11 protein-coding genes are annotated in these 17,859 nt (G+C 68.8%); 7 read left to right on the forward strand and 4 right to left on the reverse strand.

Annotated elements, in window-relative coordinates; all coding sequences use genetic code 11:
* Positions 1-278: 278 nt before the first annotated feature.
* Positions 279-719: a histidine kinase dimerization/phosphoacceptor domain-containing protein gene (locus VMT40_RS27775; RefSeq protein WP_326361790.1), complete on the reverse strand. Its 441-nt coding sequence runs from the start codon at positions 717-719 to the stop codon at positions 279-281.
* Between the two features lie 73 nt (positions 720-792).
* Here VMT40_RS27775 and VMT40_RS27780 point away from each other — a divergent pair, with 73 nt between their 5' ends.
* From VMT40_RS27780 to VMT40_RS27800, 5 genes are all read left to right on the forward strand, one after another.
* A complete protein-coding gene (locus VMT40_RS27780) occupies positions 793-1,113 on the forward strand; it encodes a heme-binding protein (protein WP_326361792.1) in 321 nt (106 codons plus the stop codon).
* Positions 1,114-1,292: 179 nt separating this feature from the next.
* Positions 1,293-2,885 carry a TIGR02677 family protein gene (locus VMT40_RS27785; RefSeq protein ID WP_326362761.1) on the forward strand — a complete coding sequence of 531 codons (1,593 nt, stop codon included), beginning with the start codon at positions 1,293-1,295 and terminating at the stop codon, positions 2,883-2,885.
* Positions 2,885-4,288 (forward strand): TIGR02678 family protein, encoded by a 1,404-nt coding sequence (locus tag VMT40_RS27790; RefSeq protein ID WP_326361794.1) that lies wholly within the window; start codon positions 2,885-2,887, stop codon positions 4,286-4,288. Before VMT40_RS27785 ends, VMT40_RS27790 begins: the two co-directional genes overlap by 1 nt.
* Positions 4,288-8,556: a TIGR02680 family protein gene (locus tag VMT40_RS27795; RefSeq protein ID WP_326361795.1), complete on the forward strand. Its 4,269-nt coding sequence runs from the start codon at positions 4,288-4,290 to the stop codon at positions 8,554-8,556. The genes VMT40_RS27790 and VMT40_RS27795 overlap by 1 nt, the downstream gene beginning before the upstream one ends.
* A 480-nt stretch (positions 8,557-9,036) precedes the next feature.
* Positions 9,037-10,233, forward strand: coding sequence for a hypothetical protein (locus VMT40_RS27800; RefSeq protein WP_326361797.1), 1,197 nt, complete (start codon positions 9,037-9,039; stop codon positions 10,231-10,233).
* 211 nt (positions 10,234-10,444) lie between these two features.
* Here VMT40_RS27800 and VMT40_RS27805 read toward each other — a convergent pair whose 3' ends face one another.
* Positions 10,445-10,717: a hypothetical protein gene (locus VMT40_RS27805; protein ID WP_326361799.1), complete on the reverse strand. Its 273-nt coding sequence runs from the start codon at positions 10,715-10,717 to the stop codon at positions 10,445-10,447.
* Between the two features lie 257 nt (positions 10,718-10,974).
* On the reverse strand, positions 10,975-12,372 hold the full coding sequence (locus VMT40_RS27810; RefSeq protein WP_326361800.1) for a metallophosphoesterase: 1,398 nt from the start codon (positions 12,370-12,372) through the stop codon (positions 10,975-10,977).
* A 279-nt stretch (positions 12,373-12,651) separates the two neighbouring features.
* On the opposite strand from VMT40_RS27810, the gene VMT40_RS27815 reads away from it, so the two are divergent.
* Positions 12,652-13,164: an RDD family protein gene (locus tag VMT40_RS27815; protein WP_326361801.1), complete on the forward strand. Its 513-nt coding sequence runs from the start codon at positions 12,652-12,654 to the stop codon at positions 13,162-13,164.
* A gap of 118 nt (positions 13,165-13,282) precedes the next feature.
* Entirely contained in the window at positions 13,283-17,149 is a 3,867-nt protein-coding gene (locus VMT40_RS27820; protein WP_326361802.1) for a WD40 repeat domain-containing protein, read from the forward strand.
* A gap of 77 nt (positions 17,150-17,226) precedes the next feature.
* On the opposite strand, the gene VMT40_RS27825 is transcribed toward VMT40_RS27820, so the two are convergent.
* Positions 17,227-17,802, reverse strand: a complete 576-nt coding sequence (locus VMT40_RS27825; RefSeq protein WP_442790083.1) for a M15 family metallopeptidase — start codon at positions 17,800-17,802, stop codon at positions 17,227-17,229.
* Between the last annotated feature and the right edge of the window lie 57 nt (positions 17,803-17,859).

The following is a 17,859-nucleotide window of genomic DNA, read 5'->3' on the forward strand; positions in this document are numbered from 1 at the left end:
CCTCCCGCATCGTGGACACGATCTCGTCATCGGTGCACGGCACAAGCGATTGGTAAATGAGGTCGTCGGCAGCTTCACGCAACGCGGCGGTCGCCGCGAGCGCATCAGCGTGAACCAACTCCCCACATTTCATAACTCCTATTCTAGCAACCGAATTAACGACAATACATGTGAATTCCATTGTGACTAAACCGAATTCACTTCCCCAATCGCCCCTCAATGGCGACCGCGACAGCCGCCGCCCAATTTTCAACCCTCAACTTGTCCTAAATCCACCCCTAATGCGTCTTCACCGTCGCCTCACTAACATGAACGCCTGTGCAATTTCCCAATTCCCAAGCCCCGTGGCATCGGCATGCTCGCGGGTATTCGCGAACGCGCCCTGTGCGATTCGCAAACACTGCCGCTTCGACGCCTGCCGGTAGCCGAACCGGCGTGCCCTCGATTTGAATACGCACGGCGAGCGAGTCGCCGCTCTCCCGCTCGCCCATCGCCCGCAGGGCCGCCTCCAACGAGCCCCCCTCGGCCAGATTGTGTTCCGCCACGGCGGCGCCGCGCACATGCTCGCGCGCCTGGCCGGGATCGGTGTCCCAGATTCGGTCGGCGGCCCGCAGCAGCGTGCGCTGACTCGAAAGTCCTTGGGCCAGTGTGTCGTGAATCTCGATGGCCAAACGCTGACGCTCGGCGAGAGTTCCCTCACGGCGTTCGGTGGCGGCCAACTCCCTACGAGTCGCGCGGAGGTCATCGATGAGAGCGGCCTGGCGTTCGGTATGGCGGAGCAGGCCGACGGTGGTGCCCAGCAGTCGTTTGTCGTCGCGGGGACTCCGTCGACACCCGCACCGCCACCCGGGTCATCCGATCGGCTGGTACGAGCATCAGCCGGACCGCGCGTTCACCGCGGTCTCGTGGAACGCGTCGGCTTTGCAGTTGGCCGAGCGGCTCGAGGGTGCGCCGCATTTGGCCGACATTCCGGGCACGCTCTTTCTCGCGGGCGGTTCGCCAGTGACGGCGAAGGGCGGTGCGCCGATCGCGGGGATCGGGGTCGCGGGGTCGCGGGGTGGGGATCAGGATGAGGAGTTCGCGCAGGCAGGGGGCGCGGCGGTGGGTAGCTGAGGCGGTGCCGTGAGCTCGGGAATCGGGCAGTGGAGGCCGCATCGGGCGCGCCGACACTCGGCACGATTCCGAACCGGTCGGCAGGGAGTACTAACCTTCTCCCGGTGACCGAGTCCGCTGACGGATTGCTGCCCGACCCGAGTGGGGTCGGGTCCGAGGAGATTCCGCATGCCGACCGGCTGCGACTGTTCTCCTTCGCCACCGCCGAGAAGCGGGCCGACTACCTGTGGGTTCTGCGGGCCTTCGATACCGCGCGCGCCGCCTACGTCGTCCTGCTCCACGCCTCCGACGTCGCCGACACGCTCAATCGTTGCCCGGGTGCGCCCGCGCTCACCGCGACCGAGGTCGGGCCGCTGCTCGAGCAGTTGCATCAGTGGGGTGTGCTGGAACGCAGCTATGACGGGACGCGGGCGGCCACGCTCGCCGAATATCGGAACCGGCACTTCGTCTATCAGTTCTCGCAGGCGGGATATCAGGCATATCGGGCGGTTTCGGATGTGCTGGAGGCCCGGCTCGATGAGGCCGCGCTCTCGCGATTGGTGCTTCCGGAGCTGCTCGCGGATCTGCACACCCTCGCCGAGGCCAACAAGAGCGCTGACGCGCCGCGCGTGTACCGGGTGCTGAACCGGCTCGACCGGGCGCTCTCGGATCTCGCCGAGCGGGCCGCGCACTTCTACCTGACGCTGGGCGATCTGGTGCGCACGACCGAGGCGACCCCGGAAGCCTTCCTCGCGCACAAGGACGCGCTGTTGGCGCACATGCGCGAATTCTCCATGGATCTGGCGCGTTTCGCGCCCCGCCTGGCCACCGCCATCCGCGAGGTGGAGGACACCGGGGTCGAGGACCTCATCGAGCGCGCCGCCCGCTGCGACGAACGCGTATTGCTGAATACCGCTGAGCGCCAGGCGGATTGGCGTGCCCGCTGGCAGGGTCTACGAAGCTGGTTCGTCAGTGACGACGAGGGCGGGCTCACCGAGTGCGAGCGGCTGCGGGAGGCGACCATGAGCGCCATCGCGGCGGTGCTGTCGCTGCTGCGGCGGGTCACCGAGACGCGCAAGGGCGGGGTGAGTCGCGAGTCGGCGCTGCGTCATCTGGCCGGATGGTTCACCGCCGCCCCGACCGCCGACGCAGCTCACGCCCTCTACGACGCCGTCTTCGGCCTGGGCCGCCCCCGTCACCTGGCCATGCAGCACCCGGACGCCGATGTGATTCCGGCCATCCGGTCCTGGTGGGACGCACCGCCTTTGGAGATCGCCCGCACCCTCGCCGAAACCGGCCGCCCGCCCACGCCCGGCACGCCCGCCCGCCTGCAACGCAATGACGCGGGCATTCGCCGCCTGCGCCAGGTCCAGCTCGACGCGCAGCGCGCCCGCGCCGAGGCCGCCCGCTCCCTGGCCGCCGCCGACATCTACGACCGCGAACTCGACGAGGGCGAAACCGAGGTCCTGCTCAAGCTCCTCGACGCCGCCTCCACCGCCTGGGTCCCGGTCAGCGGCCGCGTCCCGGGTACCTCCGGCTCCGACAACGGCGTCACCCTCACCGTCTCCGAACACCCGGGCTCCACCCTCGTCCGCACCTCCAAAGGCGTGCTGCACCTCAACGGCCGACGCCTGGAAGTGCGTGAGACCGCAGCCCTGCGCAACCGCAAATCCGCTGCGCCACAATCGAACCCCTCGGCCACCGGGTCGCGGCGGGGTAGTGCGACCACGGAACCGGGCAACGCCACCCCGCCCGGCGCAGGGTCGGACGGCCCCGAAGGCGAGGTGGGCTGATGCACGCGCGGAGTATCGATTCGCTGGCGCTGGACAGTTATCAGCGCGCGGCGCGGGTCATTCTCGCGAATCATCTGGTGACCCGGACCTATCCGGATCGGATTGCGCTGCCGCTGCTTCGGCGGTGGGCTACCGAGTTGCGGGAGGATTTGGCGGAGCTGTTCGGGTATCGGCTGGAGGTCACCGAGACGACGGCGCGCTTGTTCCCGGTGCTGGATCATCTCGATGCCGGGCGGCCCGCACGCACGACCGGGGACCGGCTTTTCGATCGGCGGCGGTACGCCTATCTCGCGCTGGCACTGGCCGCCTTGGGGCGGGCCGGGGACCAGATCACGTTGTCGGAGTTGGCCGATCAGGTGGCCGCGTACACCGAGCGCGTCGAGGGTCTCGAGCTCGCGCCGGATCGGGCGGCGGATCGGGATGCGTTCGTGGACGCGGTCGGGTGGTTGGCGGCACGTGGGGCGGTCACGCTCGCCGATGGTGATGCCGGGGGCTGGGCCAGTGATCCGGAGGCCGGGGAGGCGCTCTACGACATCGACCGGTCGGTTGTGTTCGCCTTGTTCCGGCCACCGCGGGCGCTGCAGCACCTGCAGAGTGTGACCGGCCTGCTCGGCGAGGAGGCGGGCGGTGCCGATACCCGCTCGCCCGCAATGGCTTTGGCCGCCCGCAAGGTGCGTCGCGCACTGGTCGAGCAGCCGGTCGTCTACGCCGACGAGCTCGACGAGCCCGAGCGGTCGCTGCTGGCGCAGGAGAAGCTGGTGACCGAGGTCGAATATCTCACCGGGCTGCGGGCCGAGCGGCGCGCGGAAGGCGTTGCGCTCATCGACAGTTCGGGGCGGCTCTCCGACGTGCGATTCCCGGGTACCGGCACGCTGGCCCAGGTGGCCCTGCTGCTGGCCGGTGAGATCGCCGATCTGGTCCTGGATATCGACAATCCCGTCGAGCGCAGGCCGCGACCCGAGCGTCCGCTGACCGATCTTGTGGAGCAGCTCGACAGCGCCATCCCTGCCACCACCGTGTTCGCCCCGCTGGCCGATCCCCTGGATGCCTTCGGCCCGCACGAGGATTCGGACGAGGAAGTCGAAGAACCGGAGATTCTGGACTTTCCCTTCGTCGAGTCGTCGTGGATCCGCGACACCGTCCAGATGCTGACCGACCGCTACGGCAACACCTTCGCCGCCCAGTGGCAGGCCGATGTGCCGGGCCTGATGGGCGAGGTCGTGTCGCTGCTGGAACGGCTGCGCCTGGTCGAACTGGTCGACGGCGGGCTGCTCATCCTCCCCGCCCTGGCTCGCTATCGGGGCGCGATCGTCACCATTCGCACGCGCGCGGAAACCGAATTGTTCATCTCCCCCACGCAACTCGGCGCGGACAGCTCGACAGAGAAGGGAACCACGGACTGATGGCCGACCACATTCACGGAGGAGTGCGCTTCGTCCCCTCCCGGGCGGGCATCATCAACCTGTGGGACTACCGCGATCAGGAGTTCTGTTTCGCGGACGGTCGCCTGGTGCTGCGCGGGCCCAATGGCTCGGGCAAGACCAAGGCCCTCGAGGTGCTGTTCCCGTTCGTGCTGGACGGGCGCATCGAGCCGCGGCGGCTCAACCCGTTCGCGGGTGAAGAGCGCACCATGAAGTCGAACCTGTTGTACCGCAAGCAGGAATCGGCCTACTCGTACGTGTGGATGGAGTTCGCGCGCGGCAGCTGGGACGATCCGGAGACGGTGACCATCGGCATCGGCATGCGCGCCACCCGCTCCAACGACAAGGTCACCCGCTGGTATTTCGTGGCGGACGGCCGTGTGGGCGTGGACTTCTCGCTGCTGGGCCCCGACGACCGGCCCCTGACCCGCAAGCAGTTGGCCGAGCAGATCGGCTCCGACGCCATCGTGGATCGGCCCGTCGAGTATCGCGCCGCCATCGACGCCCGCATGTTCGGCCTCGGCCAGCAGCGCTACGACCAGCTCATCAACCTGATCCTGACGCTGCGTCGCCCGCAGCTGGCCAAGAACCTCGACCCGCGCGGTCTGTCCCAGGCGCTCACCGACGGCCTGCGCCCACTCGACGAACAGCTCATCCTCGACGCCGCCCGGTCCTTCAGCGATATGGAGGAGGTCGGCCGCACCCTCGAGGGGCTCGTCCAGGCCGACACCGCCACCCGCGATTTCGTCAAGGTGTACCGCAAATACCTTGCCGTGCAGGCCAAGTCCGATATCGACCAGGTGCAGGCCCGCCTGGACACGGTGACCCACGCCAGCACCGCCCTGCACGCCGCCGCGGCCCTGCGCAAGCGCCGCGACACCGAGCGCGCCGCCGCCGAGACCCGCGCCGAGGACGCCGACCGCGCCTACGAACAGGCCCTCGCCGACCGCGAAACCCTGCAGCGCTCCAGTGCCTACGAGGGCAAACAGCAGCTCGACGACCTCGCCGACGCCGTGCGCCGCCTGGAATCCTCCGCCGCCGTCCACAACGACAAGGCGCTCAAGTCCCGCCAAACGGTCGACCAGCGGCTCGAGGAGGCCGAACGCGCCCAGGCCGCCGTCGCCAACGCCGCCTCCGCCCTGACCCGCGGCGAGGACGAATTGCGTTCCGCCGCCGAGGAAGCCGGTATCGCCTGGACCACCCTCCCGGAATCGGCCCGCACCGAGCACCTCACCACCACCGTCCGCTCCCACGCCGAGGAACGCGACGCCGACGTCCGCGCCGTCCGCCGCGCCCTCACCCTCGTCGACCAGGCCGTCACCGAACGCACCCGCGCCGAACGCGCCGCCCAGCGCGCGGTGGAACTGCGCGAATCCGCGACCGCCGAACTCGCCGAGGCCGAGGCCGCCGTGGCCCTGGCCCGCTCCAATACCGCTGCCGCCCTGCGCGATTGGTGGGACCAGCACCGCGAGGTCTACTCCCCCATCCGCACCGGCCTGTTCGAGGCATTGAACGACGCTCTGGCACAGGTGGGCGCGGAGCCCTCCGACTCGGCGGTTCCTTCGACCCCCGCCGAGGTGCTCGCCGAGCGCACCGAGCCGCTGAACGAGGAGATCCGGGGGCGGCGGCAGGAGGCACGGACCCGGGCCGCGGCGGCGGCCGCCCGCGTGAGCGAGCTGCGCGCCGAGCGGGAGTCTGTGGCCGCCGAACGTGATGACGCGCCAAAGGCTTTCGCGGCGCGCTCCGATACACGCGGTGACCGCCCGGGCGCGCCGCTGTGGCGGCTCGTCCGGTTTGCCGACCAGGTCGGACCGGAGGCGGCCGCGAGCATCGAGGCCGCGCTGCAGGCGGCCAATCTGCTCGACGCCTGGGTGTGTGCCACCGCCGAGCTGCCCGAGCATGCTTCCGATCAGTTCCTGGTGCCGTTGCCGCCGAAGGAGCGCCCCGCCGGGCGCACCCTGGCCGATGTGCTCGTGGTCGAGGACGACACCGAGGCGCTGACCGTTCCCCGGCAGATCGTCGCCGATGTGCTCGCGTCCATCGCGCTGCACGAGGTCGCCGCGGGGTCTACCGCGTTGGGGCACAAGGCAACCGGGGCGGCCGCGCAACCCGTCTCCGACACCGGTGTTGCGGTCGCGACCGATGGTCGCTTCCGGCAGGGAGTCCTGGTCGGTCGCCATTTCAAGGCCGACGCCGAGTTCATCGGCACCACCGCTCGCGCGCGTCGCCGGGAGCTGCGGTTGGCCGAGCTGGCCGCCGCCATCGAGGCGGCGCAGGCCGAGGTCGAGACCGCCAAGGGTGAGGAGCAGGCCGCCAACGACGAGCTCGCCCGTATTTCGGCTGCGGCCAAGACGCTTCCGCGCACGACGGCGGTGACCGCGGCGCTGCGCACCGTCGCCGAGGCCGCGGGCATGCTGCGCTCGCGGTCGGAGGGGGCCGGACAGGCGGAGCGGGATCTGGATCAGGCCGTCGCCGATTACACCGCCGCGGACAAGAAAGTTCGGGCCATCGCGGCCGAGCATCGCGCGCCGCGTGATCCGGCCGAGTTGGACGCATTGGCCGCCGCGGTAAGGCATTTCGAGAATGCCGGGACCGCGCTGCTGCGGTTGCGCGGCGATCATCAGCGTGAGCACGAGCGCGCCCGGGAGGCCGGGGACCGGCTCGAGGAGTCCAAGGATCTGGCCGAGGCGTTCGCCGAGGAGGCGGAGGCCGCGCGGTCCGGGTACGAGGAGCAGCTGCGCAAGCTCGAAACCCTGCGTGAGGCCCTGGGAGCCGGTGCGGCCGATATCGATCGGGACCTGGAGCTCGCCCGCGAAAAGATCGACGCGGCGCGGGCGGAACAGAAGGCCGCCCGCAAGGCCGCCGCAGAAGCCATCGAGGCGGTCGGCACCGCCGAGGGCGCGCACCGGGCCGCACACGACACCCTCGGCACCGCGCTCACCGAATTGCTCGCCGACGTCAGGCATTTGGCCCCGTACGCGCGACCGGATCTGCTGAGCCTGCTGGGCGCGCCCGCCGACAGCCGCTGGCCCGCCAGCGATGCCGCGTGGTCCACCCCCGAGCAGCTGCTGTACCGCATCGAGAACGGCGATCCCGAACAGGAACCGAAGGTGCTGCCCGACGAAGTGGCGGCACTGTTCGAGAACCTCGCCGCCGCAACGGCTTCGGTGAAGGCGGGCGAGGCGGCCCGCAAGTCGACCCGCAGCGCGGTCACCACCGCCCTGCAGGAGTTCGACGCCGCGCTCACCGCCGCCCGCCAGGACTACCGCCTGCACTGGGACGCCGCCGACGGCCTCACCGTGGTGCAGGTGCACGACGACCACGGCCTGTCCTCGCTGGCCGATTTCGCCGAGCGCATCGGCGCGGCCCGCCGCGATCAGGAACTGCTGCTCACCGACGCCGAGCGCCGCATTCTCGAGGACGCCCTGCTGACCGGTCTGGCCCAGCAGATCCACGAACGCACCAGCGACGCCCGCGATCTCATCGCCCGCATGGGCGCCGAGATGAAGCAGCGCCGCATGTCCTCGGGCAACACCATCGGCGTGCACTGGGTGCTCGCCGACAACCTCTCCGAACCCGCCCGCGCGGTCTGCAAGCTGCTCGACCGCGACTCCTCGGACCTCACCCCCGAGGACCTGTCCACCATTCGCGCCTACTTCGCCGCCGAGATCCGCACCGCCCGCGCGGCGCACCCGGAGCGCTCGTTCCCCGAAATCCTCGCCGCCACACTGGACTACCGCACCTGGCGCGTCTTCTCCTTCACCATCGTGACCGCCGACGGCACCGAGGACCGGCTCACCGTGGCCCGGCACAGCGCGCTCTCCGGCGGCGAGCAGTCGGTGTCCTTGCACCTGCCGCTGTTCGCCGCCGCGCACGTCATGCTGGATTCGGCCGACCCCCAGGCCCCGCGCCTGCTCGCGCTGGACGAGGCGTTCGCGGGCGTCGACGACAACGGCCGCAGCGAACTCCTCGGCCTCTCCGTCCAATTCGACCTCGACCTCTTCATGACCGGCTACGACCTGTGGATCACCTACCCGCACGTCCCGGCCTGCGCCCACTACGACCTCGCCCACTCCGCCGCCGAGAACACCGTCTCCGCCACCCTTCTGGTCTGGGACTCCGCCGACCTCCTCGCCGAACACGACGGCACCGACCTCACCGCCGCCCTCGGCTCCCCCAACCGCCGCCGCCTCCCCCACGGCCTCGAGGGCGCGATCCCCATGGACGAGGAACTCGAAACGGCAGGCTGACAACCGAACCGCGCCGGGACACCCGGTTCGGTTTGCTGGCATCGCGGAGAGGGCCCCGAGCAACCTCGCTGGTTCGCAACGGGCACAGGCCCAGTCGACGATCGTGGGCCTTCTGACGGCCACTCCCGACCGTGGGCCGCCCGCCATATCGTCACACGACGAAGCGTCGGTTGCGGGCCCGCATTCGGCTTCGCACCAAGCCCCCTTGCGGAGGTTCGGGAGCTTTGTCCATCTGGTCCGATCCGGGAATCCGGTTGTGGGGGAACGGGGGTCGGCAACCCCACTGGACGTGAGGTTCGGGCGGGTCCCCGTACTGCCCTGACTTACACCCGAATCCGCGTGTCGCGGCGCGGCGCGCCGTAAGGATTGGACCATCGGCAAATCAACAGTTTCGCGGTTGGGCTTTCATCGACTAGAAATGTTCTCCGTGCCTACCGGAATCACAAGTCAGCCATCCGGACTCCCTGGACGGGGGTCCAAATGACTATCGAACATCCGCGCGAGGACGACGTCAGCCAGCTGGCGCAACGGGTCGAGAAGGCCCGGGGTCGGCTGGCCTATCAGTACGATCCCGCTCTCACCGATGCCCTGTCGGAAAACGAGCTCGTCGCCGAACGCGAGCTAGCCGAACGCATTCGCGAGCAGGAGCGTGCGCAACGCTGGAAGCAGGCCGAGGCCGCTGCGAGCGCCGCGGATCGGGCCCGGCAGACCACCGAAGAGATTGAGAAGGCCGACATTCGCGACTTGCTGCTCGCCCGCAAGGCGATCGCCGCGCAGCGGCGAGAATCGAGCCCGCACGCCAAACTGGCGTCGCTGTACAAACATCGGGCGTGGAGCCAGCGCGCGCTCGCCGGTGTGGTCGCGGCGGGCATGCTGTGGTCCGCGGTCAATGTGCAGCACAATATCGCGCCCGGCGGTGCGAGCGATCCGCTGTACTGGTTCAGCTATCTGCTCGAAGGCATGATCAGCGTCTGCCTCGTGATCATCATGATCGGCACCAACAAGGTCGCCGAATGGGGTGTGATCGACAGCCGCAAGCAGGTCGTGGTGGCCGAGATCGCGCTGTTGAGCCTCACGGTCATCCTGAACACCTACCCGTATCTCAAGACCGGCAGCTGGTACGACGTCGCGGTGCACGCCATCGCTCCGATCATGATCGGGGTGGCCCTGCTCATCCACAATGCCGCGGCGAGTCGCTACGGCCTGGCCATCGTGCGTGCCACCGACCAGATTCAGCATCTACCGGATCCGGGCGAACAACTACGCCGATCCATGCCGACCGTAGTGTCCTTCCCGAACCGTCCGGGTCCCGCGCCGACACCGGCCACCACCCCGGCGCTGCCCGCGGCTCCGGCCGAGCCGGAGAAGACTGTCGAGGCCGAGGCCCAGGTGGTCGAGCCCGACATCCGGACGGCGAAGTCCGAATCGCACTCGAGCAACGGCAAATCCGCCGACAAGGAACGCCGTTCCGCCACCGGTAAGACCCGCAAGGTCGAGGAGGAGCGCTCCCCGCTCGCCGATCTGACCGATCCGGTCCCCCCGCTCAATGTCTACGACACCGGCCAGTTCCGGATCGCCGAGACCCTCGAGCAGGAACTCGCCGAACTGCAGGCCGCCCGCCGCCGCGCCCGCGCCGCGTCGCGCTCCCGCAATGGCAGCTCCCTCGACGACGACTGAGCCTGTCTCGACCAGCCACGCACCTTAGCGAGCCCGAATCGGCCGGTGCCCCACTGACATCGGCCCGATCCGCCGCCGAACACCCCGGTGACCCGCAGCCAGCGGCACCGGGGTGGCGTCGTTTCGGGCTCGGTCAGGTCGGTCCCAAAGTCGTTCGGGCCCAAGCGACGGGCCCGCTCCCAGTGGGAACGGGCCCGTGCGACAACAGGATTCAGTGCCCGGTCGGCTCCACCGGCACGACGACGGCCGAGCGGGGCTGTGCCGGGGTGCCCGCGTGCTGGATGTAGCCGAGCCAGCCGGTGCCGACGAACACGGCGAGCAGTACCGCGGTGGGAAGCTCGATGGCCAGCCAGCCGACGGCGAAGAAGGTGTCACGCACGGGGCGGGCGGGGCGGGTGACGCGGACGGGTGGGCGTTGGTGCCGGAGTGTGCCGTGATTCGAACGGAACTGCCTGCCCTGCCTGCCCACCAAGACCTCCATCATCAGAGAAAACGCTGAAATTCAGCATGCCCAATCGGCGATACGCGCGCAGCGGTGAACGAGCGGACACCGCGATGTCCGGTCGGGCCACACAGCTCGGGCGCGCACTCGCATCAGGCAGTATGCCGAACGGGACGGACATTGGGGGCACATTGACCGGACATACCGGTGCATCACGCCCGGTGTGTCGCCGCCACCAGGCATTTCACTCCGGCGCACCGTCCCGTCCCGGGCTCGGTCAGCGCCAACTCAACGTCCACTCAATGCCCGGCGGGTTCCCCGCACAGGCCCGAGAAGTCGCGCAGCACAACGTGATTGCGGTCATGGCAACTGCCCAACGCGTGATCGGGATGCAGTCCCAGGTACTGGCTGCGGGTCCGGGTACTCCAGCGCCGCGCCGCTTCGGTGCGGGTCTTGTAGAAGTTCACCATGTATCCGCCCTCGTAGATCCGCACCAGCGTGTACCCGCCCGGATACTCCTTGACCGCGCCCACCTCCAGGAATTCCACCCCGATCCCGGAATCCGGTCGGCTCAACCGATTCCGGTGGGTGTGCCCGCTGTGATGCAGGAAGACGCCGGGCGCGGTCGCGTACATGGTGTGCAGCGCGCCCGCGTTGAACCGGTCCATGACGAAGCCCGGTCCGCCCGGATTGCTCACCGCCGCATGCCGGGTCACCGGGTGATGGCCGAAAATCAGTGTCGGCCGGTCGGGTTCGCCGCGCAGCAGTTCGCGCAGGTGTGCCAGCTGGGGCGGGCTGATGGTGCCGCCCGCGCCGCGCGGACGGGTGGTGTCGAGTCCGATCAGCCGCAGTCCACCGGCGAAGTATTCGACCAGGCGATCGCGCGGGTGGAAGACCTCACCCCAGTGGTCGGGCTCCTCCGGCGGCCGAATGTCGTGATTTCCCCGGCACACGACGTAATCCCGGCCCAGCGTGCCCCATTCGTCCAGGCGCTCGCGAACGCCCCGGCACTGCTCTGCCCTCCCCGAGTCGGTCATATCGCCCGCCACGATGAGTTGGTCCACGGTCCGGTCGGGTAGTCGAAGATCCTCGAGCATGGCCTGCAACATGAATTCGGGGTATTCGTCGGTGCTGTGCCGCAGGCCCTCGAACAGTCCGGCGAACAGCCCGCTGGCCGGTTCCCCATAGTGCAGGTCGTTCGCCAGTGCGAGCGTGCGGATCAGCCGCCCGGGCGGCGGCGTCAAAGTCGTGAAGACACCGGTGGATTCGGGCGTCCCGGACCGCCGCGTCACCAGGGTGCGCGCCGGAGTGGCCCGTCGACCGTCCGAGTACGCCTCGAAGCGATACGCCCGCCCCGGTTCCAGATTCCGGATCTCCGCGTAGTGATACGCGGTGCGCAGCCCCTCGAAATGGCACACCCGCGCGTCCGCCCGCCCGTCCGCGGGCCCGATGCGCACCTCGGTATCGGCGGGCACCGGTCGCAGCCGCCCGGCCCGATCCCGCGCCCGCGTGGTCCAGGTGATGACGGCCGAATGATCGGTCACCGTCACCACTTCCAGATCCGAGGCCACGATCGCCTCGCGTCGTTCCCGTCGTGCCTCCGCGGCGAATACCGGGCGCGGTGTCCGCACGGCCACCGCCGCCCCCGCGCTCGCCGCATTGGCCAGCCACATGGTCCGAAGTCGCGGTTCCAGCATCACATCTCCGTCCGCCTGCTCCCCCAAGAGCGACGGTACGGTTACCAGATAAACCTCCAGGTGCCCGAACATGACCGATCAGCTTCCAATTACGGACATTCAGGTCATGATCGGGCCGACGCGGCCTGCCCGAGTTCCGGAGCGGAAAACCCGAACCCCGGGCTGAGCAGCCGATTGTCGATCCATCCCATAGCGACTGGCCGGTTGGGAGCCGAGGGTGGTCTCGACCCGATCGGGACCAACCCGACCGCCTTCGAATCGTTTGCCAGGGGAGCCGAGATGAATCCGCCGCAGCAGTCTGTCCATATCGATCTGCCGTCGGGCCGCTTTCGTCCGGCCCGGTGGGGAGCACGGCTGAGCGCACGGATCCTCGATGGGGTGATCGTCGGGATTCCCGTGGGGGTTCTCGCTGTGTTCATCCTCGCGGAATCGACCCCGGACTCCGGCTACTCCGGCGATTCGGCGGCCACCGTCGCCGCGGCCTTGCTGATCGGCGCGCTGGCGGTCGCGGTCGAAGGGCTGTACGAGATTGCGTTCGTCGCGGCCAGCGGGAGTACGCCGGGGAAACGGGTTCTCGGATTGCGGATCGTCAATGCGGACGTGTCCTCTCCCCCACGGGACGGGACCGGTACCGAGCCCGCCTTCACACGGTGGGCCGTGCTCGCCATACCCGGAGTGCTGTCCGGCGGCCTGTGGTTGCTGCCCTGTGCCGTGTCGTGCCTGCGTGGCGGCGCGGGACGGCAGGGCTGGCACGATCGCGCGGCGCGCACCTACGTGATCGCCGAACGCTAGCGGTTCGAAGCGCCGAATTCGCTTCGCGCAGTAACTCCTCCAGGATCCAGCCGATGCGCAATACTTTCTGAGACACCGAAATTTATTGTGGCGCAGGAGAACGCGAGCGGGAGGGTCGGTGACGGGGGAAGCCGGTGGCGGGCACACGCCTCGGGAAGAATTCGCACAGCGGTTGACACAGTTGTGGGAAGCCGCGGGAAATCCCACCCTGCAACGGGTCGCGGACGCGGCCAATCAGCGCATGGCGGCGGCCGCCGGGCCCGCGACCAAGAAGGTGAACGCACAGCGGATCAGCGATTGGCGGCGGGGGCGGAATCTGCCCGCGAAGTTCGACACCGTGCGGCCGGTGCTGCTCACGGTCATCGAACTGGCCCGCAAGTCCGGGACCGAGGTGCCGCCGGGGCTGCTGAATCTCGGCTTCTGGCGGCAGCTGTGGCTGAAATCGGCGGCGTGGACACCGGATTCGTCGTGCCCGTACCGCGGGCTCGAATCGTTCCGGTCCGGGGACGCCAAACTGTTCTTCGGGCGGGACCGGGCGATCACCGAACTGGTGGCGCTGGTCGACAAGACCGCCGAGGGCGGCGGTGGCGTCGCGGTGCTGCTCGGCGCGTCCGGTGCGGGCAAGTCCTCGCTCTTGGCGGCCGGGCTGATACCGCACCTGGGCGCGGAATGGACTGCCGCGCAATGCACTCCGGGCGCGCATCCGGCCGACAGCCTGGCCGCCGCGCTCGCGACCCCCGCCCCGGGGCGTCGCCTCGTGGTCATCGACCAGTTCGAGGAGCTGTTCACCGCCGGTGCCGCCGAGGAGGAACGCGCCGCCTTCCTCGATACCCTGCGCGGCCTCGACAAGGACGGCGTCACAGCCATTCTCGGCGTCCGCGCCGACTTCTTCGCCCGCTGCCTGGATTACCCGGTCCTCGCCGAGGCCATAAACCAGCGCAGCTACGTCCTCGGCGCAATGGGCGAGACCGAACTCGCCGACGCCATCACCAAACCCGCCCAGCTGTCCGGCCTCAAACTCGAAAACGGCCTGACCGACCTGATCATCGCCGAACTCACCGGCCTGGGCGGCACCGGCCACGACGGCTCCGGCACCCTCCCCCTGCTCTCCCACGTCATGGAGGCCACCTGGAACCACCGCGACGGCAACCGCCTCACCGTCGCCGGATACCGCGAAGTCGGCGGCGTCGCAGGCTCGGTCGCCAAAACCGCCGACGACGCCTGGCACGAACTGACCCCCGACGCCCGATCCGCCGCCAAGGACCTCATGCTCGCCCTGGTCACCGTAGGCCAGGACACCCGAGACACCCGCCGCCAAGTCCCACCCGCCGAACTCCTCACCCGCGCACCCGATCCCGACGCCGCCCTGGCCGCCCTCGAAACCCTCGCCCGCGCCCGCCTCATCACCCTCGACCAGGACGCCGCATCCCTCACCCACGAGGTAGTCCTCGACGCCTGGCCCCAACTCCGCAAATGGATCGACGCCGACCGCGAGGGCCTGCTGATCCGCCAACGCGCTGAAATCGATGCGGCGGAATGGATTTCCAGTGGCCGCAGCCGAAACCTGCTGTATCGCGGTGATCGGTTGCGCCGGGCGCGAGAGTTCCAGCGTGGATTGACCGGGGCCGGAACCGAATTCCTGACCGCCGCGCACACCGCACGCCGACGCTTGCTGTGGTTGCAGGCGGGACTGGCGATGTTTGTCGTCGTCCTGATGGTCGCGGCGGTCGCCGGGTACGTCACGAACACCCTCACCGGACGGGAACGCGATGCGGTCTTCTTCGCTGACGTGGTCAGCGAAGCGGACCGAGTCCAGAGCAGCGACCCCACCTTGTCCGCCGAACTCGATGTCCTGGCACGTCGCCTGGATTCAGGCGACCGGTCGGTCGATTCGCGTCTCATCGCCGCCTCGAATCTGCCCATCTCGACCACCTTCGCCGACCATCACGGTGACCTTCGCTCCATCGTCTACCTCGACGACGGGCTGCTCGCGACCGCGGGCGACGACGGCGCGATCCGGACCTGGAGCGTGGGTCGCCCCGGAATCATCACACCCGTCGGCGACGTGATCTCCGATCCCGGACAGCATGTGACGCATCTGGCCGCCCATGGTTCCACCCTTGCCGCGGGCACACGGGAGCACCTCGTGCGCATTCGGGACATGTCCGAGCCGGGCCATCCCCGCCTGCTCCACGATGTGGACACCGGCGCACCGGTGATAAAGGTCGCGCTGTCGAGCGACGGGCACACCCTCGCGGTCGCGCACGAGCACGAAGCTCAGCTCTGGGACATCACCAAACCGGACCAGCCGCAGCAGATTCCGACCAAATTCCCGGTCGAGGATCCCCTTCAGAACATCTGGTTCGCGAGCCAGGACCGAGCGATCATCACGCGCAGTCAAGCCACCGTGAACACCTTCGCAACCGCCGATACCCTGCTGATCTGGCCCCTGGACCCGACGGAACCGGTCGCCCACAGCACAGTGCTCGGCCACTCCGGCGGCCTCCAGATCCCAGCCCTCAGCGGGGACGGAAATTTGGTGGCGATCGGCGATTTCCTCGCGCAGCAATCGAATTCGGGATTCGCCGACAGCAAGGTCCGCTTCGTACGGGTCGACGATCCGACCAATCCACAGGCAGTTGCCGAACCGTTTTCCGCCGCCGCGGTGTTCGGCCTGTCCAACCTGGTGATCAGCCCCGACGGACGGATGCTCGCGACCGAGACCGATCAAGGCGTGACGCTGTGGAATCTCGCCGATCTCTCGCATCCCGTCACGCTGGGACCACCGCTGACCGGCACCGCGCTGAATTGCCCTGGAAGCAGCCGACGATGCACGGAACCGCCCGGACTCATGCGCTTCAGCCCCGATGGCCATTTCCTCACCGTGGCGTTGCAGGGCGGCACCGTGGAGCAGTGGTCACTACCCGCCGGAGTGCTCACCGGCCAGGCCGGACAGACCGAACCGTTGACACTCAGCTCCGATGGACGCCGGATGCTCACCGTCGGTGTGGGCGCGGACGCGCACATCTGGGATATTCACGACCCCGCCGAGACGAGATTGATCGGCACGATCCCCAAGCCTCAGTTCCGGTTCACCAATACACCCGCAACCCCGTTCCCGGCGATCAGTTACGACGGCAACTATGCGGGACTGGCGTTCCACGACGCCATGACACTCATCGACATCTCCGACGCGGAACATCCGCGCGAAACCTACACCTTCACCGACTCGATCGCGCTCGCCTTCGCACCCAACCGAGCCGTGCTGGTCGCGATCTACGGCGGAATCTCACCGCACTTCCAACTCTGGGACTACTCCCATCCCGACCACCCCGACAAGCTCGGTCCGCCGGTACTCATACCGCTGTCATCGAAGTTGCGCGATATCGGATTGCGTGCGGGCACCAGTCGAGACGGGCAGCGGGTCGCATTGGTATCGGGCACCCTGCAACTGTGGGATCTGACGGGCGATATCAAGCCCACACCCACCGGTTCCGTCGATCTCGACTGGCAGGGCGGCGGCATGGGCGTGGTGATCAGTCCGGACCATTCGACTCTCGTCATGGGTTGGGACGCCGGAACTCTGCGCATCTGGGATATCCACGACCCGCACAAGATCACCGCGCTCACCGATCCGGTATCGGTGAGCGGAACCGGCGTGAGCTCCATCGACATCAGCCCCGATGGCCGCTCACTCGCCGTCGGTGGCCAGAACTCGTCGGTGCAGGTCTGGTCCATCGACGATCCGAAACACCCTGTCCTGCAAGGCCGCTCCCTCAGTCCCGCGGGTTCCACCGAATGGCAGGTCGCCTTCCACCCCACCCAGAATCGCTACCTTTTCGGCGCAGGTGACGATGGCACACTGCGGGTCTGGGACCTCGATCCAGCCACCGCGGTCCAGCGCATCTGCACCCTCACCGCGTCGACGATTGCCGACGACCTCGCCGCCCACTTTCCGGGGCGTCACCTACCGCACCTGTGCTGACGCAGGCTCCCGATCCGGCAACCGATGCGGGCGACGACGAGGGGCCCAGTCCGGGTGAAATCCGGTGCGCCACTTGGTCAGCGCATGCTGGCGTCGGGGAGGCGGGAGGGGCAGGGGCCGTCGGGGTAGGTTGCTAGTTCGAAGTGCCACCATTCGTTGTCGTACATGCGGCACAGCCCCCAGTGGGTGCCGTTGTCTTCCAGCCACTGGGCGCCCTCGCGGGGGCCGACGTCGATGGCTTGGCCGGTGACGTGGGTGGATTCGTTCGGGGGGAGGACCCAGCGGCGGGCGGCTTCGGGGCTGCCGTAGGTTTGAATTCCGTCCTCCCACAGGGCTTCCTGTTCCGCCCAGGTGCGATAGCCGGAGGTGATCCACAGGGTGACCCCGGCCGCGCTGGCCGCCGCTGCCGCCGCGTCGTAGGCCGCCGCCAGTCCCGGGTCGAGGCCAGTAGTGCCCCCGGCGATGAAGGTGGGCGTTCCCCGGTGGACTGCGATCGGCGAGGCGGGCGAAATGCCCTGGGCCGCCGCGGATGCGGGCCGGAACCCGCCCAGGGCGCCGACGACCAGACCGGCACCGGCGACGAGGGCGGTCAGGGCGGTGCGGCGTGAACAACCACAACCGCCGGGCACCAACTCTTCCTCCCGGCCGTCCATCCGCATCGATCCGCCTCTCGCACTTCGGAATTCACCAGCTCGCCACACCCTGCCACA

The organism is Nocardia sp. CDC160, assembly GCF_035818795.1.
GTDB lineage: Bacteria > Actinomycetota > Actinomycetes > Mycobacteriales > Mycobacteriaceae > Nocardia.